The organism is Streptomyces sp. NPDC046379 (assembly GCF_055587785.1).
In genome coordinates this window covers 279,788-302,601 of record NZ_JBVJFP010000001.1, presented here as the reverse complement: position 1 = coordinate 302,601, position 22,814 = coordinate 279,788, and the positions used below count along the sequence as shown (strand labels likewise).

Below are 22,814 nucleotides of genomic sequence, written 5' to 3'. Positions count from 1 at the left end.
GCGGGGCGCCGGACACCCCTAGGGCCGCAGGAGCACCTTGCCCACCTTGGGATCGCCGGCCCCCACCAGGTCGATGGCCTGCGTGAACTCGGTGAGCGGCAGTTCGTGGGTGACCAGCGGCGCCGGGTCGAGCAGTCCGGCCGCGAACACCCGGACGGTGTGCGACCAGGCGTCCGGGGGCGCCCCGAAGACGGTGTGCACCTCCAGCTGCCGTACGACCAGGTCCGTCGGGTCCAGACCGTCGGCGCCGGGCGCCGGGATGCCCGTCAGGACCAGCCGGCCGCCGCGACGCAGCAGGGCGGCGGCGGTGCGGGCGGCGTCCGCGGAGCCCGCCGTCTCGACGACGACGTCGAAGCCGCCGGGGAGTTCCTCGTCCTTGGTGCGGAAGCCGGTGGCCCCGAACCCCAGGGACAGGGCCTCGCGGTCCCGGCGGGTGCCGACCACCAGCAGCTCGGCCGGGGAGGTCGCGCGCAGGAACTGCACCGCGAACATCCCGAGGGTGCCGGTGCCGACGACGGCCACCCGCTCGCCGGGCCGGGCGTTCGCCTTCAGCGCGGCGGCGGCGATGCAGGCGGCCGGCTCCAGCAGGGCGGCGGCGGTGAGGTCGGCGTCGTCGGGCAGGGGGTGCAGCAGCCGCGCCGGGAGGGTGAGGGTGGCGGCCATCGCGCCCGGCTGGGTGAAGCCGGTCTCCTCGTAGCCGTGCGTGCACAGCGTGGTCTCGCCCGCGTGACAGCGGTCGCACACCTGGCAGTTGCGGAAGCCCTCCCCGACCACCTTGCGGCCGACCAGCGCCTTGGGCACGCCCGCGCCGACCGCCTCCACCGTGCCGGACCACTCGTGGCCCGGGGTGAGCGGGTAACGGACGTAGCCCTCGGGCCGGTTGCCCTGGTAGACCTCGCGGTCGCTGCCGCAGATGCCCACCGCGTGCACCCGCACCAGGGCCTCGCCGGCCTCCGGCGGGCGCGGCTCGTGGGATACGAGCCGGTGCTCGCCGGGTGCCTGGACGACGACGGCCGTGCTCACTTGGCGGCCTTCGGCTTGCGCTGCTCCCAGCCCTCGGCCCACAGGTCGAAGCGGGCCTGCTGCTGCGGGAACTCGGCGGCGGCGTCGGTGTCCAGCTCCACGCCGAGGCCGGGGGCGTCGGAGAGGTGGAAGCAGCCGTCCTCCGGGTTCACCTGCGGGGCGCCCTTGACGACCTTCTTGATCTCGGCGTCCGCGAAGTCGTTGAAGTGCTCAAGGATCTTGAAGTTCGGCGAGGTGAAGCCGACCTGGAGGGAGGCGGCGGTCAGCACCGAGCCGCCGACGTTGTGCGGGGCGACCAGCATGTAGTGGGTCTCGGCGGTCGCGGCCAGCTTCCGGGTCTCCCAGATGCCGCCGAGGTGGCCGACGTCCGGCTGGATGATGTCGACGGCCTGGCTGTCGAACAGCTCGCGGAACTCGATCCGGTCGTGGATGCGCTCGCCCGTCGCCACCGGGATGTCGACCTTCGCGGCGACCTTCTCCAGCGCCTTGAGGTTCTCCGGCGGCACCGGCTCCTCCAGCCAGGCCGGCTTGAACGGCGCCAGCTCGTTCGCCAGCCGCACGGCCGTGGCGGGGGAGAAGCGGCCGTGCATCTCCAGCATCAGCTCGGCCTCGGGGCCGATGGCGTCGCGCACGGCCTCGATCAGCGACACCGCGTACATCGTCTGCTGGTGGTCCAGCTCGAAGTGCCCGGTGCCGAAGGGGTCGATCTTCAGCGCCCGGTATCCGCGCTCCATGACGCCCTGCGCGGCCTTGTGGTACGCCTCGGGGGTGCGTTCGGTGGTGTACCAGCCGTTGGCGTACGCCTTGACCTTGTCGGTCACCTTGCCGCCGAGCAGCTGCCACACGGGCACGCCGAGGGCCTTGCCCTTGATGTCCCAGCAGGCCATCTCGATCACGGCGATGCCGGACATCACGATCTCCCCGGCCCGGCCGTAGTCGCCGTACTTCATACGGCGGACAAGGTCTTCCACGGCGAAGGGGTCGGAGCCGAGAATGTGATTGACCTCGGCCTCCTTCAGGTAGCCGAGGAGGGCGTCGGTGTGACCCAGCATCCGGGTCTCGCCGACTCCGGTGAGGCCCTCGTCGGTGTGCACTTGGACGTAGGTCAGGTTGCGCCAGGGCGTTCCGACCACGTGGGTGCTGATTCCGGTGATGCGCACGGCAGTTGCCCCTTGAGAGAACGTCGACTCTGTTCGAGATTTCGGCACTCGTTCGAAATGCTGGCGTGACAGTAAGGAGCGCACGGCGGGGGTGTCAATGGGTCGAACGCACAACACTTTCGGCACTTTCGAAACCCGCTTTCGACGGCCGTTTCGGGAGGTAGGGGCGGGATGCCGGTGCTATCCCTCAACCGCCGCACCGGAACGGGCAGTTCCGCACAGAATCTTCACAGCGACCCCGCCCATCGGCCGCGGCCCGGAACCTAGCCTTCCCGCGTCATGGACTACTGCCACCCGTGCCGACGGCACCTGAACGGCGCCCTCGCCTGCCCGGGCTGCGGCACACCGGCGCAGCGGCCGGGGGCGTACGAGGCCTACGAGCCGTACGAGCCGTACGAACAGCCCGCGGCCCATGCCTCATCGCCAGAGCCCTGGGGGACCCCCGCGCCCGACCGGCACGCGGTCACCCCCGACCGGGGCGCACCCGCCCCCGACCGGCACGCGGCCGCCCCTGGCCTGGACGCGGCCGACCCCGCCGACGGCCCCCGGTCGGGCTCCGCCGACGACTCCTGGCAGGGCTCCGCCGACGATCCCCCTTCGGCCCCCGTCGGCGACCGTCGGTCGGCCCTCTCCGCCTCCGCCCCGACCCGCCGGGACCGCAAGGCGGCGATCCACCGTCGCCGTCGTCGGCGTGTCCTGCTGATCACCACGGGCTTCACCCTGGCCGCCGCGGGCCTCAGCCTCGCGGAACTGGGCCGGGACGCCCCACCGGCCTCCCCCGGCCGCACGGCGGCGGACGCGGCGGCGGCGGAGTCCGACACGCCGGAGGAGTCGCCCTCCGACATGGCCGACACGCCGTACACCGGCACGGCCGATCCGGCCGTCTCGGCGTCCCCGTCGACGTCCGAAAAGGAGAAGGAGAAGGCCGAGCCGAGTCCCGAGGACGACCCCTCCTCCACCCGGCCCTCCGAGCCGACCACCTCGGCCCCGCCCTCACCGCCCCCCACGACCACGGCCCCCGACTCCCCGCCTCCGCCGGCGGCCCCGACCACGGCCCCCACGAAAGCCCCGAACCCCCCGAAGACGACCCCGCAACCGGACCCGACACAGACGTGCGAGCGGTTCCTGTGGTGGTGCGCGTAGGGTCGTCGACGCGGACGCCTCCGCCCGAATCGGCTCGGAGGCCGGCCCGGCGTCCACGGGGCCGAGTCGACGCACGAAGGGTGAGGCAGGCGCCATGAGCCAGGAAGTACGCGGGACCGTCGCCGACGGGTTCGAGGGTGTGCGGGAGGAGTTCGCCGCCTTCGTGGCGGGGGAGCGGGAGGACTACGAGGGGCAGTTGTGCGTCTACGCGCACGGCCGTCGGGTGGTCGACCTGTGGGCCGGGGACGGGGTCGCCGGCGACTCGCTCTACGGGGTGTTCTCCTGCACCAAGGGGGCCGCTCATCTCGTCCTCGCGCTGACGGCGCAGGACGGGGCCGTCGAGCTGGACCGGGCGGTGGCCGACTACTGGCCGGAGTTCGCCGCCGAGGGCAAGGGGGAGGTGACCGTCCGGGAGCTGGCCGCGCACCGGGCGGGTGTCGTGGGGACCGACGCGGGGTTCACGCGGGACGAGGAGGCCGACGACCGTGCCATCGCCGAACGGCTCGCCGGGCAGCGGCCCTTCTGGCGGCCCGGCACCGCCTTCGGCTATCACGCCCTGGTCATCGGGGCGCTCGTCGGCGAGGTCGTCCTGCGGGCGACCGGACGCACGCTCCAGGAGGTGTACGAGGAGCGGGTGCGCGCCCCGTACGGGCTCGACTTCCACCTCGGGCTGCCCGAGGCCCTGGAGCCCCGCTACCGCTCCGTGCAGCCGATGGCGCCCACGCCCGAGCAGCAGGCCGTGCTCGACGCGGAGGCCCTGGACGACGGACCGCACACCCTCGCCGCCATCGCCTTCAACACCCATGCGCCGGGCGCCAAGGACCTGATCGACCACCCCAACTCCCGCACCGTCCGCGCCAAGGGCCCCGCCTCCGCGGGCGGCGTCGCCTCCGCGCGCGGGCTCGCCCGGATGTACGCGGCGGCGACCGGCGAGGTCGACGGCAGGCCGCCGCTGCTGGAGCCGGACACCGTCGCCGAGGTCGGGCGGATCCACTCGGTCGGCCACGACCTCGTCTCCCGCGCCCACAGGGCGTACGGCCTCGGATTCCAGGCCACGGCCGACACCGCCTACCCCTTCCTCGGCGCCGGCGCCTTCGGGCACAGCGGCGCGGGCGGCGCCCAGGCCTTCGCCGACCCGCGCAGCGGACTCGCCTACGGCTACACCCGCCGCCGGATCGCCTTCCCCGGCGGAGCCGCACCGGAGAACGAGCGCTTCGTCCGGGCCGCGCACCGCGCCGCGCTCGCGGCGATCAGAGCTTGACGGCAGAGCTTGACGGTCAGAGCTTGACGATCATCTTGCCGGTGTTGTCGCCGCGCAGGACGCCGAGGAACGCCTCCAGGTTGTTCTCGATGCCCTCGACGACCGTCTCGCGGTACTTCAGCTCGCCGGAGGCCACCCACGGGCCGACCTCCTGGAAGAACTGCGGCTGGAGGTCGTAGTGGTCGCCGACGAGGAAGCCCTCGATCCGGCCGCGGGTCTGGATCAGCCGGGCGAGGTTGCGCGGGCCGGGGGCGGGCTCGGTGTTGTTGTAGACGGAGATCATTCCGCAGACCGCTATCCGGCCGCCCTCCTTGAGGGAGCCGATCGCGGCCTCCAGATGGTCGCCGCCGACGTTGTCGAAGTAGACGTCGATCCCGTCCGGGGCGGCCTCGCGCAGCTGCTGGGCGACGGGGCCGTTCTTGTAGTTGAAGGCGGCGTCGAAGCCGTACTCCTCCAGCAGCAGCCTGACCTTCTCGTCCGACCCCGCCGAGCCGATCACCCGCGACGCGCCCTTGAGGCGGGCTGTCTGCCCCACCTGGCTGCCCACCGCTCCGGCCGCGCCCGACACGAAGACGGAGTCGCCCTCCTTGAAGGACGCCGTGCGCAGCAGGCCCGCGTAGGCGGTGAGGCCGGTCATGCCGAGGACGCCGAGGTACGCCGAGAGGGGAGCGGCCTGCGGGTCGACCTTGACCGCGTGCCGGGCGTCCAGCGCGGCGTACTCCCGCCAGCCGAGGAAGTGCAGGACGTGGTCGCCCACGGCGAAGCCCTCGGCGTCGGACGCGACGACCTCGCCCACCGCGCCGCCCTGCATGGCCTTGCCCAGCTCGAACGGGGCGACGTACGACTTCGCGGCCGACATCCTGCCGCGCATGTACGGGTCCACCGAGAGGTACTCGTTTCGCACCAGCACCTGGCCCTCGCGCGGCGTGGGGACCTCGGCCTCGACCAGGGCGAAGTCCTCCGGCCGGGGCCGGCCGACCGGACGGCTGAGGAGATGCCACTCGCGGTTGATCATGGGAGCGCCTGTGCCTTTCCGACGATCTGCGTCGTATGTTTCAGTAACTGAAACAATCATGTGCCTGAAAGTTTCATGTTGTCAAGCAATGGGGGTATCCTGAAGCCATGGCCGCCACACCGCACAGATCCCGCCCGGACGAAGTGACCCTGGAGGTCGTGGACCTCATCGGCACGGTCGTGGCCCGCTACCACGACGAGTACGAGGAGGCCGCAGCCGAGCACGCGCTCACCGGCGCGCAGGCCAAGCTCCTCGGCCTGCTCTGTCTCGAACCGCTCCCCATGCGCAAGCTGGCGCACAAGCTGAAGTGCGAGCCGTCGAACGTCACCGGCATCGTGGACCGCCTGGAGACGCGCGGTCTCGTGGAGCGCCGCCCCGACCCCGCCGACCGCCGCGTGAAGCTCGCGGCGGCGACCGAGGAGGGCCGCCGCGTCGCCCGCAGCCTGCGCGAGTCCCTCGGATTCGCCCGTGAGCCGCTGGCCGGCCTCACCGAGATCGAGCGCCACACCCTGCGGGAACTGCTGCGCCGGATGCTGGACGTGGAGGCCGGGGAGGCCCGCTGAGTCCCGGCGGCTAGAGTCGTCCCATGCGCGATCTCGGGGTGGGTTTCCGCTACCTGCTGAAGGGCCAGCGGTGGGTGGCCGGGCACGGCAAGCAGTTCGGGTTCGGGCTGCTGCCCGGCCTGATCACACTCGTGCTCTACGCGGCGGTGCTGGTGGCGCTCGCCGTGTGGGGGCAGGACTTCGTCGGCTGGGCGACCCCCTTCGCCGACGACTGGGACAGCCCCTGGCAGGGCCTGCTCCGCGGCTTCCTCACGGTCCTGCTGTTCGCCCTCGCCCTGCTGCTCTCCGTGGTCACCTTCACGGCCGTCACACTGCTGATCGGCCAGCCCTTCTACGAGAGCCTCTCCGAGGCCGTCGACCGCGACCTCTCCCCGGACGGCACCGCCCCCGAATCCCGCCTGCCGCTCCTGCGCGAACTGTGGATCTCGGCCCGCGACAACCTGCGCGTCCTCGCCCGCGCCCTCGCCTGGGGCGTGCTGCTGTTCGCCCTCGGCTTCGTCCCGGTGCTCGGCCAGACCGTCGTCCCGGTGATCGGCTCCATGGTCACCGGCTTCTTCCTCACCCAGGAGCTCACCTCCGTCGCGCTCCAGCGCCGCGAGGTCGAGCTCCGCGACCGGCTCGCCCTGCTGCGCGCCCGCAAGCGGCTCGTGTGGGGCTTCGGCACGCCCCTCGCCCTCGCCTTCGTGGTGCCCTTCGTCGCCGTCTTCCTGATGCCGGGCGCGGTCGCGGGCGCGACGATGCTGGCCCGTGAGCTGAACGGCGAGGACACCGGGGGCGACGCCGACGAGGACGACGGCGTGGACGCGCGGCCCGCGGGCGGCGTCCACTTCCGCAAGCCCGGCGCCTGAGCCTGGCCGCGCCCCTCCGCCCCCGCTTGTGAAGGGTTCGTACGGGAACCCGTCAGTGCGCCCGATCCACGGCCGCGCGCCCGCCCCGGCGGCTACCGTCTGGACCGGGGACGAGTGCCGGGACCGAGCGTCCCGCCGCCCCGGTCCGGGACCTGACCTCCGGACCGGGGCTCACCCCTTGGCAGTGACCGGCGCTCGCCGCGCACCGCCCCCGGACGACCGACGCGCCGGCGCGGGATTCGACCCTCCGGCACCGCGGCCGACGCCCCGGCGCCGGGACCACCGCACAGGATGCGCGTCACCGCACAGAACCGGCGTCACCGCACCGAGAACCCGTACACCGTCTCCGACCGGTACACCTCTCCCGGCCGCAGCACCGTGCTCGGGAACTCCGGCCGGTTGGGGGAGTCGGGGAAGTGCTGGGTCTCCAGCGCCACCCCGTCGTTCGGACCGAACGGGCCGGTCAGATGCTCGCCCGTGTACAGCTGGAGCCCCGGCTCGGTCGTCGCCACCGTCAGCACCCGCCCCGACGCCGGGTCGTGCAGCTCGGCGACCTCCTCGGGCGTCCGCGTGACCCCCTTGTCGAGGACCAGGTTGTGGTCGTACCCGGAGCCGACCTTGCGCGCCTCCCGGAAGTCGAAGCGGGTGTCCGTCACGTCCGCCAGCTCGCCCGTCGGGATCAGGTCCGCGTCGACCGGCGTGTACCGGCCGGCGGCGATGCGCAGTTCGTGGCCGGCGGCGCTGCCGGTCCCGGCGCCGCCCAGGTTCCAGTAGGAGTGGTTCGTCAGCGTCAGCACCGTCGGCGCGTCGGTGACCGCCTCGTAGGAGATCCGCAGCGCGCCGGACGCGTCGAGGACGTACGTCGCCGACACCTCCAGCCGCCCCGGGAAGCCCTCCTCGCCGTCCGGGCTCACCCGCGACAGCCGCAGCCCGTGCTCGACCGGCGTCACGTCCCACACGTGCTTGTCGAAGCCCCGCTCACCGCCGTGCAGCGAGTTGGGCCCGTTGGTGCGCGCGAGCGGGTACGTGCGGCCGTCCAGCTCGAAACTCCCGCCCGCGATCCGGTTCGCGTAACGCCCCACCAGCGCGCCGTAGTACGGGCCCGGATTGGCGACGTACGTCTCCAGGTCCGCGCAGCCCAGCACCACGTCGGCGGTCCGCCCGTCGCGGTCCGGCGTCTCGACCGACTGCACGATCCCGCCGTACGACAGCACCCGCACCCGTACGCCAGCGCGCTCCAGCGTCCAGCGGTGCACCGGGGTTCGATCGGAAAGAGTGCCGAAAAGTTCGCCCATGGGCGGAACTCTAAGTCACCGGGAGGGCGCGGTGACCTTCCGGTAGGCGATCTCGGCCAGTCTGGCCTGGCCGTTGATGCTCGGGTGGAACCAGTCCCAGTGGCTCAACTGGGCCGTCCCGAAGCGGTAGTCGTGCACCGCGCCGCCGTCGAAGCGGCAGCGCGGGTCGCGCTCGCACACCTCTTCCAGCACGTCGTTGTAGTCCTCGACGCGCTGGTGCACCGTGTTCCGCCGCTCGGTGGCCGCCGCGTCCAGCGCGTCGGCGTCGCCGAGCATGGAGGGGCAGATGCCGAGCTTCCAGATCTGCTTGCCGAGCACGCTCGTCCGGCCCTGCGCCCACAGGCGCTTCAGGTTCGGCACGCTCGCCACGTACACCTGGGCCTTGGGCAGGGCATCGCGCAGCGTCCGCAGGGCCCGTTCGAAGTCCGCGCGGAAGTCGGGCACCGGCGTCATGTCGTCCGTGGAGGCCCGGCAGGCGTCGTTCGCCCCCACCATCACCGTCACCAGCTCGGGCCTGTGGACGACCGCGCGGGACATCTGGCCGGGCAGGTCGGCCATCCGGGCCCCGGTGACGGCGTAGTTCCAGCTGTGCGAGGCGGCCCGCCCGCCGCCCAGCAGCCGTACCGCCAGACTGTCCACGCGCGGGCTGTCACCGGTCGCCCAGGACGCCTCGGGGCAGTCCGACAGCACCTGGCAGGCGTCGAAGCCGCGCGTGATCGAGTCGCCGACGGCCGCGACGGACTCGGGGCTGGTGTCCCACACCGGCGTCGGGCTCGGCCTCGCCGCGCGCCCCCCGGACGGATCCGCGGCATCCGGCGCGTCACCGCCCACGACGTCGCAGCCGGCGGCCCCGAGCACGGCGGCGACGAGCACGGCGAGGCCGGCCCGTGAACGCTGACGTCGTTTCCGCATGCCCTGCTCCATCCCCTGCACGACGTGTCATGCTCCCCAACCCATGACAACGCGCGAGGGTTCCCGGCGCCCCCGGTGGAACGTCTCACACCCGCACAAGCGTCCTGCCGGGTGAATGGGGGGCGTTTCGGGGCACTGGGACCGACGGTACGTCACACTCCTTGCCCCGGCGCACGGTAGCCTCGCCATCAGCGTGGCCCGTCCGGCCACCACCCGCCCAGCCCGACGCACCATGCCCGCTCTGCCCGGAGGTCCCGGTGACGACACGTGGAGTCCTGTACGTGCACTCCGCGCCGCGCGCGCTGTGCCCGCACGTCGAGTGGGCCGTCGCCGGGGTGCTCGGCACACGCGTCAGCCTCGACTGGATCCGGCAGCCCGCCGCGCCGGGCACCTGGCGCTCGGAGTTCTCCTGGCAGGGCCAGGCAGGCACCGCCTCCAAGCTGGCCTCCGCGCTGCGCGGCTGGCACCTGCTGCGCTTCGAGGTCACCGCCGAGCCCTGCCCCACCGCCGAGGGCGAGCGGTACAGCTGCACCCCCGACCTCGGCATCTTCCACGCCGTCACCGGCATCCACGGCGACATCCTCATCCCCGAGGACCGTCTGCGCGCCGCCCTCCAGCGCTCCCAGCGCGGCGAGACCGAGCTGGAGGCGGAACTCGCCAAGCTCCTCGGCAAGCCCTGGGACGACGAACTGGAGCCCTTCCGCTACGCCGGCGAGGGCGCCCCGGTGAGATGGCTCCACCAGGTCGTCTGACCTTCACCCCCGGGGGGCGCGGGAACTGCGCGAACGCCCCCCCGCAACCCGCACCTGGCGCACACAGGACATGCGAAACGGCGAGTGGCCCGCCCCCACCAGGGGCGGGCCACTCGCCGTTCACGGCGGACGGACGACGACCCGGGATCACACCGTCCGGAACGCCAGCACCACGTTGTGCCCGCCGAAGCCGAACGAGTCGTTCAGCGCGGCGATCCGGCCCTCCACGGGCAGCTTGCGCGCCTCGCCGCGGACGATGTCGGCGTGCGCCTCCGCCTCCGGGTCGAGGGTGTCGATGTTGATGGTCGGCGGCGCCACCCGGTGGTACAGGGCGAGCACCGTCGCGACCGACTCCACGCCGCCCGCGCCGCCCAGCAGGTGCCCGGTCATCGACTTGGTGGCGGAGACCGCAATGTGGTCGGCGTCGTCCCCGAACACCTTGCGCAGCGCCTTCAGCTCGGCCACGTCGCCGGCCGGCGTCGAGGTGGCGTGCGCGTTGACGTGCACGACCTCGGCCGGGTCCAGGTCGGTCGCGTCGAGCAGGTTCTGCAGTGCGTGCGCGATGCCGCGGCCCTCGGGCTCCGGCTGCACGATGTCGTGGCCGTCGGCGGAGATGCCCTGGCCGACCGCCTCGGCGTACACCCGTGCACCGCGCTTGGCGGCGTGCTCGGCGGACTCCAGCACGATCACGCCGGCGCCCTCGCCGAGGACGAAGCCGTCGCGGGCCACGTCGTAGGGGCGGGAGGCGCCCTGCGGGTCGTCGTTGTTCTTGGACATCGCCATCATGTTGCCGAACGCGGCGATGGGCAGCGGGTGGATCGCCGCCTCCGTGCCGCCGGCGACGACGACGTCGGCGCGCCCGCTGCGGATCATCTCGACGGCGTAGCCGATGGCCTCGGCGCCCGACGCGCAGGCGGAGACCGGGGTGTGCACGCCCGCGCGGGCGCCCACGGCCAGGCCGACGTTGGCGGAGGGGCCGTTCGGCATGAGCATGGGCACGGTGTGCGGGGAGACGCGGCGGACGCCCTTCTCCTTCAGCACGTCGTACTGGTCCAGCAGGGTCGTCACACCGCCGATGCCGGAGGCGATGACCGCGCCGAGCCGGTCCGGGTCGACGCTGCCGTCCTCACCGGCCTTCCCGGTGAAGCCGGCGTCCTTCCAGGCCTCCTGGGCCGCGATCAGCGCGAACTGCGCCGAGCGGTCGAGGCGGCGGGCCTGCGGGCGCGGGAGGATCTCGGAGGGCTCCACGGCGACGGGCGCCGCGATGCGGACCGCCTGCTCGGCGGCCCACTCCTGCTCCAGGGGCTTGACGCCGGACTTGCCGGCGACCAGGCCCTCCCAGGTAGAGGCTGCGTCGCCACCCAGCGGTGTGGTTGCGCCGATACCGGTGACGACCACGGTGCGATTGGTCGGGCTCACGGGAATTCTTTCTCCAGCGGATTCGAGGAGGACTACCCCCGCCCGGGGCGGGGAGAACGGCGCCACCGCCGGGTGGCGGGGCAGTCGGCCCAGGTGATCGGAAGATCAGGCCTGGTGCTTGAGGATGTACTCGGTCGCGTCGCCCACGGTCTTGAGGTTCTTGACGTCGTCGTCGGGGATCTTGACGTCGAAGCGCTCTTCGGCGGCGACGACGACCTCGACCATGGACAGCGAGTCGACGTCCAGGTCGTCGGTGAAGGACTTGTCCAGCTGGACGTCCTCAACCGGGATGCCGGCGATCTCGTTCACGATCTCGGCGAGACCGGCGACGATCTCTTCCTGAGTGGCGGCCATGTCGGCGCTCCTTCGTAGATGTTCCAGAGGGTGTGGCGGTGTGAAACCCGTACCGGACGCATCATCCGGCACGGAGTGCCTAGGGGAGGGTAACGACCGTCGCTGCGTACGCGAGACCCGCCCCGAATCCGATGACGAGCGCGGTGTCGCCGCTCTTCGCCTCGCCGGTCGCCAGGAGCCGCTCCATCGCGAGCGGGATCGAGGCGGCCGAGGTGTTGCCGGTGGTGCGCACGTCGCGGGCGATCGTGACGTGCTCCGGCAGCTTGAGAGTCTTGGCCAGCGAGTCGATGATCCGCTCGTTGGCCTGGTGGGGGATGAAGACGTCCAGGTCGTCCGAGCCGATCCCGGCCGCGTCCAGCGCCTGCTGGGCGACCTTCGCCATCTCGTACACGGCCCAGCGGAACACCGCCTGGCCCTCCTGCGTGATCGCCGGGAACTTCGCGACCTCGCCGTCGCGGTAGTCCGTCCACGGCACGGTCTGCTTGATCGTCTCCGACTTGTCGCCCTCCGAGCCCCACACCGTGGGGCCGATGCCGGGCTCCTGGGCGGGGCCCACGACGACCGCGCCCGCGCCGTCGCCGAACAGGAAGGCCGTCGCCCGGTCCTCCAGGTCGGTCAGATCGCTCAGCCGCTCCACACCGATGACCAGCACGTACTCGGCGCTGCCTTCGACGATCATGCCCTTGGCGAGGGTCAGGGCGTAGCCGAAGCCCGCGCAGCCGGCCGAGATGTCGAACGCGGCGGCCTTCTCGGTGCCCAGCTTGTCGGCGATCTCGGTGGCGACGGCCGGGGTCTGCTTGAAGTGGCTGACCGTGGAGACGACGACGGCGCCGATCTGCGCGGCGGAGATCCCGGCGTCGGCGATGGCCTTGCCGGACGCCTCGACGGACATCGCGGCGACGGTCTCCTCGTCGTTCGCCCAGTGCCGGGTCTCGATGCCGGAGCGGGACCGGATCCACTCGTCGGACGAGTCGATCGTCTCGAGGATCACCTCGTTCGGCACGACCCGGGTGGGCCGGTAACCGCCCACGCCGATGATGCGCGCGTACGGGGCGCCCTTGCTGGGCTTGATCTTCGACATGTTCGGTCGGCTCCTTAAAGCGACTCAGGCGTGCTCTGCGATCAGCTCGCGGGCCGCGTCGAGGTCGTCGGGGGTCTTCAGGGCGAGCGTCCTGACGCCGGGCAGGGCGCGCTTGGCGAGGCCGGTCAGGGTGCCGCCGGGGCACACCTCCAGCAGCGCGGTCGCGCCCAGTTCCTGGAAGGTCCGCATGCACAGGTCCCAGCGGACCGGGTTGGCGACCTGCCCGACGAGCCGCTCGACCACCTCGGCGCCGCCGGTCACGACCTGTCCGTCCCGGTTGGAGACGTAGGGGACCTTCGGGTCGGCGGGCGTCAGCTCCCCGGCGGCCGCGGCCAGCGCGTCCACCGCGGGCGCCATGTGGTGCGTGTGGAACGCGCCGGCGACCTTGAGGGCGACGACCTTGCGGACGCCCTCGGGCTTGTCGTCGTTCAGCGCCTCAAGCTGCTCCAGCGTGCCGGCGGCCACGATCTGACCGGCGCCGTTGACGTTGGCCGCGGTCAGGCCGAGCCGCTCCAGGTGCGGGACGGTGACCTCGGGGTCGCCGCCGAGCAGCGCCGCCATGCCCGTCCGCGTGACGCCGGCGGCCTCGGCCATGGCCAGGCCCCGCTTGCGTACGAGGGTCAGCGCGGCGGTGTCGTCCAGGACCCCGGCGAACTGCGCGGCGGTGATCTCGCCGACGCTGTGGCCCGCGACGGCGCCCGGTGTGATGGCACCGAGTGCCGTCGCCGAGAGGATCCCGGCGGCGACGAGGAGCGGCTGCGCGACGGCGGTGTCGCGGATCTCGTCCGCGTCGGCCTTGGTGCCGAAGTGGGCGAGGTCCAGTCCGACGGCGTCCGACCACGCGGCGACGCGGTCGGCGGCGCCGGGCAGTTCGAGCCAGGGGGTCAGGAAGCCGGGCGTCTGGGCGCCCTGGCCGGGAGCGACGAGTACGAGCACTCTCACACTCTCTCTTGCAGACGGGCACGGCCGCCCGTGAGGACAAGGACGAAGAACACCAGGGGGTTTTGTGGGCCCCCGACAAAAGCCTAGGTCTGAGGGTCACCGTCGGTGAGACGTCCCAGGATCAGCGCGATCCGCAGCGTGAACGCGGATCGAACGTCGGACGGCGACCATCCGGTGACATCAGTCACACGTCGAAGCCGGTAGCGCACGGTGTTGGGATGCACGAACAGCATCCGTGCGGCCCCTTCCAGACTGCTGGCCTGTTCAAGATAGACGCTGAGCGTCTCCAGCAGCGCGGAACCGGCCTCTTCCAGCGGTCTGTAGATCTCCTCCACCAACTGCTCCCGCGCGCCGGGGTCGCCCGCCATCGCGCGCTCGGGCAGCAGGTCGTCGGCCAGCACCGGCCGGGGGGCGTCCTGCCAGGCCGCGCACGCCTTGAGGCCGGCCGCCGCGGCCTGCGCGGACCGGGTCGCGGCGAGCAGGTCGGGCACCACCGGCCCGGCCACCACCGGCCCCGCGGCGAACGGTCCGATCAGCGACTTCGCCACGGCCAGCGGATTGTCGCTGCCGCCCGCGATCACCACGAGACGGCTGCCGAGCACCCCGGTGAGCACCTGGAGCTTGGCGTGCCGGGCCGCCCGCCGGATGGCCTCCACCGTCAGCTCCGAGTCCCCGTCCGGCGCCGTGCCCAGCACCACGCACACATGCTCCGGGGAGTTCCAGCCCAGCGCGGCGGCCCGCGACACGGCCCCCTCGTCGGCCTCCCCGCTCAGCACCGCGTTCACCACCAGCGACTCCAGCCGCGCGTCCCAGGCGCCGCGTGCCTCGGCGGCCTGCGCGTACACCTGGGCGGTGGCGAAGGCGATCTCCCGGGCGTACACCAGCAGCGCCTCGCGCAGCAGGTTCTCGTCGCCCGGGGCGGCGACCTCCTCGATCGCGCTCTCCATCACCTCGATCGTCGTGCGCACCATCTCCACGGTCTGGCGCAGCGTGATCGCCCGCGTCAGCTCGCGCGGCGCGGTGCCGAAGACGTCGGTGGAGATGGCCTGCGGGGCGTCCGGGCGGCGGAACCACTCGGTGAAGGCGGCGATGCCGGCCTGCGCGACCAGCCCGATCCAGGAACGGTTCTCCGGAGGCATGGCCCGGTACCACGGCAGCGTCTCGTCCATCCGCGCGATGGCCTGGGCGGCGAGACTCCCGGAGGACTTCTCCAGCCGTTTCAGGGTCGCGGCATGGGGATGCGCGGGGGGCGCGGCGGCGTCGGGCTTGCGGCGTACGGGTTCGGGCACGGGGACAAGACTGCCTTATCCGGACGGGCGTACGTGCCGCCGGGTCGCGCAGTCGGACGGCCGGGCCGTCTACGGTGGGTTCCGTGATGGACGTACGGCGCGCCGACGAGCGCTACCCAGGCGGCGACCCGGAGGCCGGAATCGCCTCCCGGCACGCCTTCTCCTTCGGCCCGCACTACGACCCCGGCAATCTGCGCTTCGGCGCGCTGATCGCCTGCAACGAAGAGCGGCTCGCCCCCGGCGCCGGCTTCGACGAGCACCCGCACAGCCACACCGAGATCGTCACCTGGGTCGTGGAGGGGGAGCTGACGCACCGCGACTCCCTCGGCCGCGAGACCGTCGTGCGCCACGGCGACCTGCAGCGGCTCAGCGCGGCGTCCGGCGTCCGGCACGTCGAGCGCAACGACGGGACCGCGCCGCTGACCTTCGTGCAGATGTGGCTGGCCCCGGGCGAGCCCGGCGGCGACCCGGCCTACGAGGTCGTCCACGGCATCGCCGACGCCACCCCGTACGCCGTCCCGGAGGCCGGCGCGATGCTGCACGTGCGCCGGCTGGCCCCGGGCGAACGCACGGCGGTGCCGGACGCGGCCCATGTGTACGTCCATGTCGTACGCGGCGAGGTGCGCCTGGACGACGCGGTGCTGGGCCCGGGGGACGCGGCCCGCATCACGGACGCGAAGGACGTGGCCGCGGTCGGCGTCTCGGAGGCGGAGCTGCTGCTGTGGGAGATGTCGGCGACCGGCTAGCCGCGGGCCTCCGCCAGCACCGCGTCCGTGAACGGCGGCCACGCCTCGACCGCCCACGGCCCGAAGGCCCGGTCGGTCAGGGCGACGCAGGCCAGACCGGCGGCGGGGTCGATCCACAGGAACGTACCGGACTGGCCGAAGTGGCCGAAGGTGCGCGGCGAGGACGAAGCGCCCGTCCAGTGCGGGGACTTGGAGCCGCGGATCTCGAAGCCGAGCCCCCAGTCGTTGGGGTTCTGGTGGCCGTAGCCCGGCAGGACGCCCTTCGTGCCCGGGTACTGCACCGTCATCGCCCCGGCCACGGTCCGCGGGTCCAGCAGACGCGGCGCCTGCACCTCGGCGGCGAACCGCAGCAGGTCGTCCACCGTGGAGACGCCGTCCTTGGCGGGGGAGCCGTCCAGGGTGGTCGAGGTCATGCCGAGCGGCTCCAGCACCGCCTGGCGCGCGTATTCGGCGAACGGCATGCCGGCGGCCCTGGCGATGTGGTCGCCGAGCTGCTCGAAACCGGCGTTGGAGTACAGCCGGCGCTCACCGGCCGGCGCGGTGGTGCGGTGCTCGTCGAAGGCCAGCCCCGAGGTGTGGGCGAGCAGATGACGGACCGTCGATCCCGCCGGCCCGGCAGGCTCGTCCAGTTCGACGGCGCCCTCCTCGTAGGCGACCAGCGCCGCGTACGCCGCGAGCGGCTTGGTCACCGACGCGAGAGGAAAGCGCCGACCGGCCGGACCGTGGGTGCCGAGCACGGCGCCGTCGGCGCGTACGACACCCGCGGCGGCGGCGGGCACCGGCCAGTCATCGATCAACGCGAGGCTCTTCAGCGACATGCGGCCGAGCCTACGCCCTGCCGTTCTCCCGCCGCCCGCCGCCTCGGACGCTTGCTTGGAGCGCACTCCAAGGCCCTAGCGTGGGGGCCATGACGGTGATGGAGACCACGGCCACCGAGACCGACACGTGTGCCGGACCGCCCCCGAACGACCGGCGTCCGGACGGACAGGACAAGTACACCATCAGCGAGGTCGCCGCTCTCACCGGCCTCACGGCGCACACCCTGCGCTGGTACGAGCGCATCGGTCTGATGCCGCACATCGACCGGTCCCACACCGGCCAGCGCCGCTACACCAACCGCGACCTCGACTGGCTCGCCCTCGTCGGCAAACTCCGGCTCACCGGCATGCCGGTCGCCGACATGGTCCGCTACGCCGAACTGGTGCGCGCCGGCGACCACACCTACGCCGACCGCCTGGACCTGCTGAAGGCCACCCGGCAGGACGTGCTGGCGAGGATCGCCGAACTCCGGGGCACGCTCGCCGTGCTCGACCGGAAGATCGATTTCTATGCGGACGCCGGGACGGCCCCGGCGTCGGAGAGGGCACGATGACGAACGGCGCAATCGGCACGGTCCGACTGGGCGCGGACGGCCCCGAGGTCGGTGTGCAGGGCCTCGGCTGCATGGGCATGAGCTTCGCCTACGGGCCGTCCGACGCCGAGGAGTCGCGGGCCACCCTGGAACGCGCGCTCGAACTGGGCGTCACCTTCTACGACACCGCCGACGCGTACGGCGCCGGCGAGAACGAGCGCTTTCTCGCTCCGTTCCTCAAGGCGCACCGCGACGAGGTGGTCGTCGCCACCAAGTTCGCCCTGTCGATCCCGCCGGACGAGCCGACCCGGCGCATCACCCGCAACGACCCGCCGTACATCCGCGCGTGCGTGGAGGAGAGCCTGCGCCGGCTGGAGGTCGACGTGATCGACCTCTACTACATGCACCGCCGGGACGTGAACGTGCCCATCGAGGAGACGGTCGGCGTGATGGCCGAGCTGGTCGCCGAGGGCAAGGTCAAGCACCTCGGACTGAGCGAGGTGACGGCCGGGGAGCTGCGGGCGGCGCAGTCCGTGCACCCGATCGCGGCGCTCCAGTCGGAGTGGTCGCTGTTCAGCCGGGACATCGAGGACCGGGTGGTGCCGGCCGCGCGCGAGCTGGGCGTGGCCCTGGTGCCGTACTCGCCGCTCGGCCGGGGATTCCTCACCGGGTCCTTCACCGACGCGGGCAATGAGCTGACGGAGCGGGACGTCCGCCGCACCATGCCGCGCTTCAGCGGCGAGAACGCACAGGCCAACGCGGCCCTGCTGGAGCCCGTCCGGGACGTCGCCGCGGCGCACGGCGCGACCTCGGGCCAGATCGCCCTGGCGTGGGTCCAGCAGCAGGCCGCGGTGCACGGCCTGCCCGTGGTCCCGATCCCGGGCACCCGCAGGCCCGCCCGGGTGGAGGAGAACACCGCGGCGACGGTGATCGAGCTGACGGCGGACGAGCTGGCCGTGCTGGAGCCGATCGCCGCGAAGGTCGCGGGCACGCGCTACGCGGACATGGCCTTCACCTCGGCGGGCCGGGAGTGACCGCAGCCCGGGTGATCACAGCTCGGCCAGCAGTTCGGCCTTCTTCGAGGAGAACTCCTCGTCCGTGACCAGCCCGGCCTGGTGCAGCTCGCCGAGGTGCCGGATCCGCTCGGCGATGTCCGCGGGGTCGCGTCGCGGGCGCGCGGACATCGCCGGCACCGCGGGCCCGGCCGAGCGCACCGCGGCCAGCACCGCCGCGGCGAACGGCAGCGACTCGTGCACCGGACCGTAGCCCAGCCCGAACACCACGGCCGCCGGATCCTGGTCGGGCTGCGCGGGCGCGTCCCCGTCGTCGCGGCGCAGCAGCCGCAGATGCCCCTCGAACAGTTCGGGGGAGCGCCACTCCACGCCGCTGAGGCCGGCGACCGGGAACGTCTGGTCGCCGGCCTTCCACTTCGCCGACGACGCGCCCGTCCAGAACCAGCGGAACGACACCGCCGTGCCGTCGAAGGACGCCTTGCCGTCGTACGCCTTGAACTGCAGCGGCGTCCCGGGCGCCGCGACCAGATGGCGGTCGGCGGGGCCGGACTCGGTCAGCCGGGACCGCAGTTCGTCGGCGTAGTACTCGGCGAGCACCTCGCGCTCGGCCGGCAGCACCAGGCGGTACGGGTCGCAGTTCTCCTTGAGCTGTCCGGCCGCCGCCTCCAGCAGCGGATCGGCGCCGGGGCGCGGCTCGGCGCGCAGCACGACGGTCCCGCGGCGGCCCGGCGTCAGGGTCACGCCCTGCAGCGCCGCCAGCGGCACGCGGCGCTCCCCGAGCGCCTGGAACAGCTTGGGTGTCCGAATCCCCCGTTCATAGCGGATGAGCACGGAGTCGGACTCGAACTCCCAGGCGGCGTGAAAGCCTGCCAGTACGTCACCCATGCGGCTCATCGTATGCGGCACGCGCTCTTTCGTCCCCTCCCTGCGCAAACCGGAGTTTCCGCTCCTCTACGCGCGTCCGGGCGTCGTGGCGCCGGACAAACCCGCCCGGCACGTGCCGGTGCCGTCCGCGCAGTCGACGGCGTGATAGGCGCCCACGCCGATCTCGGCGAGGTTGGCCACGCTGTCCGTGCCCGGCTCGAAATAGCCGGTGTGCCCGTGTGCGCCGCGCGCCGACAGCACCCGCGCGCCGAACGCCCCGGACACCGGGTCGGCGCCGTGGCCGAGGCCGCCCAGCTCCAGGTACGGCACGTCCTCGATCCAGTCGTCGGCGTCCCGCATCGCCCACACCTGCGCCCCGGTGCGCAGGTCGGCGGCCTTCTCTGCGCGCATTCCGGGGCTGCCGGCCACCGCGACGTCGGTCACCCGGGACGGCAGCGCGGGCGCGGCGACCCCGCAGACGACGGAGCCGTAGCTGTGGCAGAACAGCGAGACCGGCGCGCGGCCGGGCAGCGCGCGCACCAGCGCGTCGAGCCGAACGGCGCCCTGCTGGGCGCGCCCGGCCGTGGCCGCGTCCATGCCGATGCCGCTGGGCGCGGTGTAGTCGGCCCAGGCGATCACGGCGGTGCGGGTGGACGGGCTCGCGGCGCGCTGGGCGGCGTACAGCGACTGCGCCATGCCGACCGGGGCGGCGTAGCGGCGGTTGGTGCGCTGGAAGGTGAGCAGGTCGGTGTCGACGCCGGGGACGACGACGGAGACCCGCTCGGCCCGGTGCAGGTCGCCGAGGACCTCGGCGACGCGGCCCGCGCCGTCCGGGTCGAAGGCGAGGATCTGCCGGCCGGTTCTCAGCAGGGATTCCAGTCGGTGCATACGGCGGCCCGCCGTGTGCTGCCCGGCCGGGCTGAGGCGGTCGTCGTGCATGCGGTCGCGCTCGACCTCACGGGCCTGGCGCAGCGCGATGCGGTTGGCGCGGTACCGCAGGGAGAGGGGCGCCCCGTTCATGTTGCCCACGGCGAGCGGGTAGCGGCGGGCCAGGTGACCGCGCTGGGCCGCGGTGAGCGAGGCGAAGAACCGGGCCAGCCGGGCGGGGGCCGCGTCCGGGTCGGGCAGCGGGCGCCCGCCGATGCGGCCGTCCTCCCAGGCGCTGAGAGAGGCCTGGAGCGGGCTCTCGGAACGCTGGCCCCGCAGCGCGGTCCAGCCCGTGGTCGTCAGCATCACGAACACCACGGCCAGCGCGAGCAGTGCGCGCCAGACGCCGAGCGGAGGAGAGGTGTCGAAGGAAGTCACTGGGAGGACACACTAGGAGAACGGGAGGGTCTCGCGCGGCACCAGTGACGCGGATCACGTTTCGACGGTCGATCGCCAGTTTCCCGCCAAGGCCGGGCCGATATGGTCGAGGTGGGCCGCCGTCAGGTCGCGCATCGCGTCCAGGCTGAGGTCGCCGCGGGCGCTCCACTGCCGCTCGGTGACGCGCAGGACTCCGCCGAACAGGGCCACCGCGACGCGCGGGCGCGGATCGGCGTCCACGTCGAGCCCTTCGCGCCGTGCGATCAGCCGGGCGATCTCCTCCTCCGTCTCCGCCGAGCGGCGCAGATGGGCGGCGAGCAGCACGGGCGTGGACTCCACCAGCCGGTACATCCGCAGGTACAAGTCGACCGGGACGACGTCCTCGATGGCCTCGCTGATCCGGTCCCAGCCGTCGAGCACCGCCCGCCGCAGGGCCTCCAGCGGCGGCTCGTGCGGGGGGCGGGAGTGCAGGGCCCGCAGGAAGTGCGCCACGGAGAGGTCGTGCAGGGCGAGGGCCGCCTCGTCCTTGCCGGCGAAGTAGCGGAAGAAGGTGCGCTGCGAGACGTCGACGGCGGCGGCGATCTCGTCCACGGTGGTGCGGTCGTAGCCCTGGGAGGTGAACAGTTCGACGGCGGCGCGCACCAGTGCGTCGCGCGTGCGCTGCTTCTTGCGCTCACGCAGGCCCACGGTTTCCATGGCGTTCATCCGGCCCCTCGTTCGGAACGATTCTCCCTGATCAGGCTATAGGCGAATGACGTGGCAGTTACCGACTTGTGAATCGGTTTGTCAATTGTCAGAGGCTGTCACTAGCCTCGAACACATGACTAGTCAGACCACCACAGACGCCACGGGGTCGGGGGACAAGGCGGCAGCCCCGTCGGTGTCGGCGCCCGAGGCCAAGGGCCTGCGCGGCCACCCCTGGTTCACCCTCATAACCGTCGCCGTCGGCGTCATGATGGTGGCGCTCGACGGCACCATCGTGGCCATCGCCAACCCTGCCATCCAGAAGGACCTGGGCGCCACGTTCGCCGAGGTGCAGTGGATCACCAACGGCTACTTCCTGGCCCTCGCGGTCTCCCTGATCACCGCCGGCAAGCTCGGCGACCGCTTCGGGCACCGGCAGACCTTCCTCATCGGCGTGGTGGGCTTCGCCGCCGCCTCCGGCGCGATCGGCCTGTCCAGCAGCATCGGCCTCGTCGTCGCCTTCCGGGTGCTGCAGGGTCTGTTCGGCGCGCTGCTGATGCCGGCCGCGCTCGGTCTGCTGCGGGCCACGTTCCCCGCCGAGAAGCTCAACATGGCCATCGGCATCTGGGGCATGGTCATCGGCGCCTCCACCGCCGGCGGCCCGATCCTCGGCGGCGTCCTCGTCGAGCACGTCAACTGGCAGTCGGTGTTCTTCATCAACGTGCCGGTCGGCGTCCTCGCCGTCGTCCTCGGGGCGCTGATCCTGCTGGACCACCGCGCCGAGAACGCCCCGCGCTCCTTCGACCTCCTCGGCATCGCGCTGCTGTCGGCCGCGATGTTCTGCCTGGTCTGGGCGCTCATCAAGGCGCCCGAGTGGGGCTGGGGCGACGGCCAGACCTGGACGTTCCTCGTCGCGTCCGTGGTGCTCTTCGGGCTCTTCGCGTTCTGGGAGACGAAGGTCAAGGAGCCGCTGATCCCGCTCGCGCTGTTCCGCTCGGTCCCGCTCTCGGCGGGTGTGGTGCTGATGGTCCTGATGGCCATCGCGTTCATGGGCGGCCTCTTCTTCGTGACGTTCTACCTCCAGAACGTGCACGGCATGGGCCCGATCGACGCCGGCCTCCACCTCCTCCCGCTCACCGGCATGATGATCGTCGGCTCGCCGCTGGCGGGCGCCATGATCACCAAGTTCGGCCCGCGGGTGCCGCTGGCGGGCGGCATGGCGCTCACCGCGATCGCCATGTACGGCATGTCCACGCTGGAGACGGACACCGGCAGCGGCATCATGTCCGTCTGGTTCGCCCTGCTGGGCCTCGGCCTCGCGCCGGTCATGGTCGGCGCCACCGAGGTCATCGTCGGCAACGCGCCCATGGAGCTGTCCGGTGTCGCCGGCGGCCTCCAGCAGGCCGCGATGCAGATCGGCGGCAGCCTCGGCACCGCCGTGCTCGGCGCCGTCATGGCCTCCAAGGTCGACAGCGACCTGGCCGGCAACTGGACGGACGAGGGGCTCCCGGCGATGACGCCGGCTCAGGAGGCGATGGCCTCCGAGGCGGTGCAGGTGGGTGTGCCCCCGGTGGACGCGCAGACGCCGCCGGAGATCGCCGCGAAGATCACGGACGTCGCCCACGACACCTTCATCTCCGGCATGAGCCTGGCGTCGCTGGTCGCCGCCGGGGTCGCGGCGGCGGCGGTGCTGGTGGCGTTCCTGACCAAGCGCGGCGAGAACGCCGGGGCGGGAGCGGGCGCGGCGCACATCTGACGCCCGGACGCCTTCCGGTCGCCGTTCCCCCGTCAGGG

At 72.7% G+C, this 22,814-nt stretch carries 23 protein-coding genes; 9 read left to right on the top strand and 14 right to left on the bottom strand.

Annotated features, from left to right (window positions below; all coding sequences use genetic code 11):
* Positions 1 to 18: 18 nt before the first annotated feature.
* Both ACZ6KF_RS01390 and ACZ6KF_RS01385 read right to left on the bottom strand, forming a co-directional pair.
* Positions 19 to 1,023 carry a zinc-dependent alcohol dehydrogenase gene (locus ACZ6KF_RS01390; protein ID WP_469236724.1) on the bottom strand — a complete coding sequence of 335 codons (1,005 nt, stop codon included), beginning with the start codon at positions 1,021 to 1,023 and terminating at the stop codon, positions 19 to 21.
* Positions 1,020 to 2,183, bottom strand: a complete 1,164-nt coding sequence (locus ACZ6KF_RS01385; protein WP_356627603.1) for a mandelate racemase/muconate lactonizing enzyme family protein — start codon at positions 2,181 to 2,183, stop codon at positions 1,020 to 1,022. The genes ACZ6KF_RS01390 and ACZ6KF_RS01385 overlap by 4 nt, the downstream gene beginning before the upstream one ends.
* Before the next feature lie 279 nt (positions 2,184 to 2,462).
* Between ACZ6KF_RS01385 and ACZ6KF_RS01380 the strand changes: the two genes are divergently transcribed.
* A complete protein-coding gene (locus ACZ6KF_RS01380; RefSeq protein WP_469236722.1) occupies positions 2,463 to 3,326 on the top strand; it encodes an SCO2400 family protein in 864 nt (287 codons plus the stop codon).
* Between the two features lie 94 nt (positions 3,327 to 3,420).
* Positions 3,421 to 4,587, top strand: coding sequence for a serine hydrolase domain-containing protein (locus ACZ6KF_RS01375; protein WP_469157993.1), 1,167 nt, complete (start codon positions 3,421 to 3,423; stop codon positions 4,585 to 4,587).
* Between the two features lie 16 nt (positions 4,588 to 4,603).
* On the opposite strand, the gene ACZ6KF_RS01370 is transcribed toward ACZ6KF_RS01375, so the two are convergent.
* Positions 4,604 to 5,602: an NADP-dependent oxidoreductase gene (locus ACZ6KF_RS01370; RefSeq protein WP_356627600.1), complete on the bottom strand. Its 999-nt coding sequence runs from the start codon at positions 5,600 to 5,602 to the stop codon at positions 4,604 to 4,606.
* A 107-nt stretch (positions 5,603 to 5,709) separates the two neighbouring features.
* Here ACZ6KF_RS01370 and ACZ6KF_RS01365 point away from each other — a divergent pair, with 107 nt between their 5' ends.
* Positions 5,710 to 6,165, top strand: a complete 456-nt coding sequence (locus tag ACZ6KF_RS01365) for a MarR family winged helix-turn-helix transcriptional regulator (RefSeq protein WP_356627599.1) — start codon at positions 5,710 to 5,712, stop codon at positions 6,163 to 6,165.
* A 23-nt stretch (positions 6,166 to 6,188) separates the two neighbouring features.
* Entirely contained in the window at positions 6,189 to 7,013 is an 825-nt protein-coding gene (locus tag ACZ6KF_RS01360; RefSeq protein ID WP_469236718.1) for an EI24 domain-containing protein, read from the top strand.
* A gap of 317 nt (positions 7,014 to 7,330) precedes the next feature.
* On the opposite strand, the gene ACZ6KF_RS01355 is transcribed toward ACZ6KF_RS01360, so the two are convergent.
* Together ACZ6KF_RS01355 and ACZ6KF_RS01350 are read right to left on the bottom strand one after the other, a co-directional pair.
* Positions 7,331 to 8,308, bottom strand: a complete 978-nt coding sequence (locus ACZ6KF_RS01355) for an aldose epimerase family protein (RefSeq protein ID WP_469236717.1) — start codon at positions 8,306 to 8,308, stop codon at positions 7,331 to 7,333.
* Between the two features lie 15 nt (positions 8,309 to 8,323).
* Complete coding sequence (locus ACZ6KF_RS01350; RefSeq protein ID WP_469236715.1) at positions 8,324 to 9,220, bottom strand: SGNH/GDSL hydrolase family protein; 897 nt, start codon at positions 9,218 to 9,220, stop codon at positions 8,324 to 8,326.
* Between the two features lie 257 nt (positions 9,221 to 9,477).
* Between ACZ6KF_RS01350 and ACZ6KF_RS01345 the strand changes: the two genes are divergently transcribed.
* Positions 9,478 to 9,972: a DUF3145 domain-containing protein gene (locus ACZ6KF_RS01345; RefSeq protein WP_356627595.1), complete on the top strand. Its 495-nt coding sequence runs from the start codon at positions 9,478 to 9,480 to the stop codon at positions 9,970 to 9,972.
* A 147-nt stretch (positions 9,973 to 10,119) separates the two neighbouring features.
* Here the strand turns inward: ACZ6KF_RS01345 and fabF are convergent, their stop codons facing one another.
* From fabF to fasR, 5 genes are all read right to left on the bottom strand, one after another.
* Positions 10,120 to 11,391, bottom strand: a complete 1,272-nt coding sequence (fabF, locus tag ACZ6KF_RS01340; RefSeq protein ID WP_356627594.1) for a beta-ketoacyl-ACP synthase II — start codon at positions 11,389 to 11,391, stop codon at positions 10,120 to 10,122.
* A 105-nt stretch (positions 11,392 to 11,496) separates the two neighbouring features.
* Entirely contained in the window at positions 11,497 to 11,745 is a 249-nt protein-coding gene (locus ACZ6KF_RS01335; protein ID WP_004988657.1) for an acyl carrier protein, read from the bottom strand.
* 79 nt (positions 11,746 to 11,824) lie between these two features.
* Complete coding sequence (locus ACZ6KF_RS01330; protein WP_356627592.1) at positions 11,825 to 12,826, bottom strand: ketoacyl-ACP synthase III; 1,002 nt, start codon at positions 12,824 to 12,826, stop codon at positions 11,825 to 11,827.
* Positions 12,827 to 12,850: 24 nt separating this feature from the next.
* Positions 12,851 to 13,762 (bottom strand): ACP S-malonyltransferase, encoded by a 912-nt coding sequence (locus ACZ6KF_RS01325; RefSeq protein ID WP_469174436.1) that lies wholly within the window; start codon positions 13,760 to 13,762, stop codon positions 12,851 to 12,853.
* Between the two features lie 89 nt (positions 13,763 to 13,851).
* Positions 13,852 to 15,057, bottom strand: a complete 1,206-nt coding sequence (gene fasR / locus ACZ6KF_RS01320) for a fatty acid biosynthesis transcriptional regulator FasR (protein WP_356627590.1) — start codon at positions 15,055 to 15,057, stop codon at positions 13,852 to 13,854.
* 86 nt (positions 15,058 to 15,143) lie between these two features.
* On the opposite strand from fasR, the gene ACZ6KF_RS01315 reads away from it, so the two are divergent.
* Entirely contained in the window at positions 15,144 to 15,803 is a 660-nt protein-coding gene (locus ACZ6KF_RS01315; protein ID WP_356627762.1) for a pirin family protein, read from the top strand.
* On the opposite strand, the gene ACZ6KF_RS01310 is transcribed toward ACZ6KF_RS01315, so the two are convergent.
* Positions 15,800 to 16,621, bottom strand: coding sequence for a serine hydrolase domain-containing protein (locus ACZ6KF_RS01310; RefSeq protein ID WP_356627589.1), 822 nt, complete (start codon positions 16,619 to 16,621; stop codon positions 15,800 to 15,802). The genes ACZ6KF_RS01315 and ACZ6KF_RS01310 overlap by 4 nt on opposite strands.
* An 89-nt stretch (positions 16,622 to 16,710) precedes the next feature.
* Between ACZ6KF_RS01310 and ACZ6KF_RS01305 the strand changes: the two genes are divergently transcribed.
* Together ACZ6KF_RS01305 and ACZ6KF_RS01300 are read left to right on the top strand one after the other, a co-directional pair.
* Entirely contained in the window at positions 16,711 to 17,175 is a 465-nt protein-coding gene (locus ACZ6KF_RS01305) for a MerR family transcriptional regulator (RefSeq protein WP_356627588.1), read from the top strand.
* Positions 17,172 to 18,188 carry an aldo/keto reductase gene (locus ACZ6KF_RS01300; RefSeq protein WP_469236713.1) on the top strand — a complete coding sequence of 339 codons (1,017 nt, stop codon included), beginning with the start codon at positions 17,172 to 17,174 and terminating at the stop codon, positions 18,186 to 18,188. Before ACZ6KF_RS01305 ends, ACZ6KF_RS01300 begins: the two co-directional genes overlap by 4 nt.
* Positions 18,189 to 18,203: 15 nt before the next feature.
* On the opposite strand, the gene ACZ6KF_RS01295 is transcribed toward ACZ6KF_RS01300, so the two are convergent.
* From ACZ6KF_RS01295 to ACZ6KF_RS01285, 3 genes are all read right to left on the bottom strand, one after another.
* The gene (locus tag ACZ6KF_RS01295; protein ID WP_356627586.1) at positions 18,204 to 19,052 is read right to left on the bottom strand and encodes a DUF4429 domain-containing protein; all 849 of its coding nucleotides are present in this window, start codon (positions 19,050 to 19,052) and stop codon (positions 18,204 to 18,206) included.
* A gap of 66 nt (positions 19,053 to 19,118) precedes the next feature.
* Positions 19,119 to 20,336, bottom strand: coding sequence for an alpha/beta hydrolase (locus tag ACZ6KF_RS01290; protein ID WP_356627585.1), 1,218 nt, complete (start codon positions 20,334 to 20,336; stop codon positions 19,119 to 19,121).
* 54 nt (positions 20,337 to 20,390) lie between these two features.
* Positions 20,391 to 21,032: a TetR family transcriptional regulator gene (locus tag ACZ6KF_RS01285; RefSeq protein WP_356627761.1), complete on the bottom strand. Its 642-nt coding sequence runs from the start codon at positions 21,030 to 21,032 to the stop codon at positions 20,391 to 20,393.
* Positions 21,033 to 21,156: 124 nt separating this feature from the next.
* On the opposite strand from ACZ6KF_RS01285, the gene ACZ6KF_RS01280 reads away from it, so the two are divergent.
* Positions 21,157 to 22,776: an MFS transporter gene (locus ACZ6KF_RS01280; protein ID WP_469236711.1), complete on the top strand. Its 1,620-nt coding sequence runs from the start codon at positions 21,157 to 21,159 to the stop codon at positions 22,774 to 22,776.
* The last annotated feature ends 38 nt before the right edge of the window (positions 22,777 to 22,814 follow it).

Coding starts and splice junctions, on each gene's coding strand:
- ACZ6KF_RS01360 (WP_469236718.1), top strand. CDS start 6,189: ATGCGCGATCTCGGGGTGGGTTTCCGCTACCTGCTGAAGGGCCAGCGG.
- ACZ6KF_RS01375 (WP_469157993.1), top strand. CDS start 3,421: ATGAGCCAGGAAGTACGCGGGACCGTCGCCGACGGGTTCGAGGGTGTG.
- ACZ6KF_RS01370 (WP_356627600.1), bottom strand. CDS start 5,602: ATGATCAACCGCGAGTGGCATCTCCTCAGCCGTCCGGTCGGCCGGCCC.
- ACZ6KF_RS01315 (WP_356627762.1), top strand. CDS start 15,144: ATGGACGTACGGCGCGCCGACGAGCGCTACCCAGGCGGCGACCCGGAG.
- ACZ6KF_RS01335 (WP_004988657.1), bottom strand. CDS start 11,745: ATGGCCGCCACTCAGGAAGAGATCGTCGCCGGTCTCGCCGAGATCGTG.
- ACZ6KF_RS01380 (WP_469236722.1), top strand. CDS start 2,463: ATGGACTACTGCCACCCGTGCCGACGGCACCTGAACGGCGCCCTCGCC.
- ACZ6KF_RS01280 (WP_469236711.1), top strand. CDS start 21,157: ATGACTAGTCAGACCACCACAGACGCCACGGGGTCGGGGGACAAGGCG.
- ACZ6KF_RS01350 (WP_469236715.1), bottom strand. CDS start 9,220: ATGCGGAAACGACGTCAGCGTTCACGGGCCGGCCTCGCCGTGCTCGTC.
- ACZ6KF_RS01355 (WP_469236717.1), bottom strand. CDS start 8,308: ATGGGCGAACTTTTCGGCACTCTTTCCGATCGAACCCCGGTGCACCGC.
- ACZ6KF_RS01295 (WP_356627586.1), bottom strand. CDS start 19,052: ATGGGTGACGTACTGGCAGGCTTTCACGCCGCCTGGGAGTTCGAGTCC.
- ACZ6KF_RS01365 (WP_356627599.1), top strand. CDS start 5,710: ATGGCCGCCACACCGCACAGATCCCGCCCGGACGAAGTGACCCTGGAG.
- ACZ6KF_RS01285 (WP_356627761.1), bottom strand. CDS start 21,032: ATGGAAACCGTGGGCCTGCGTGAGCGCAAGAAGCAGCGCACGCGCGAC.
- ACZ6KF_RS01330 (WP_356627592.1), bottom strand. CDS start 12,826: ATGTCGAAGATCAAGCCCAGCAAGGGCGCCCCGTACGCGCGCATCATC.
- ACZ6KF_RS01305 (WP_356627588.1), top strand. CDS start 16,711: ATGACGGTGATGGAGACCACGGCCACCGAGACCGACACGTGTGCCGGA.
- ACZ6KF_RS01300 (WP_469236713.1), top strand. CDS start 17,172: ATGACGAACGGCGCAATCGGCACGGTCCGACTGGGCGCGGACGGCCCC.
- ACZ6KF_RS01310 (WP_356627589.1), bottom strand. CDS start 16,621: ATGTCGCTGAAGAGCCTCGCGTTGATCGATGACTGGCCGGTGCCCGCC.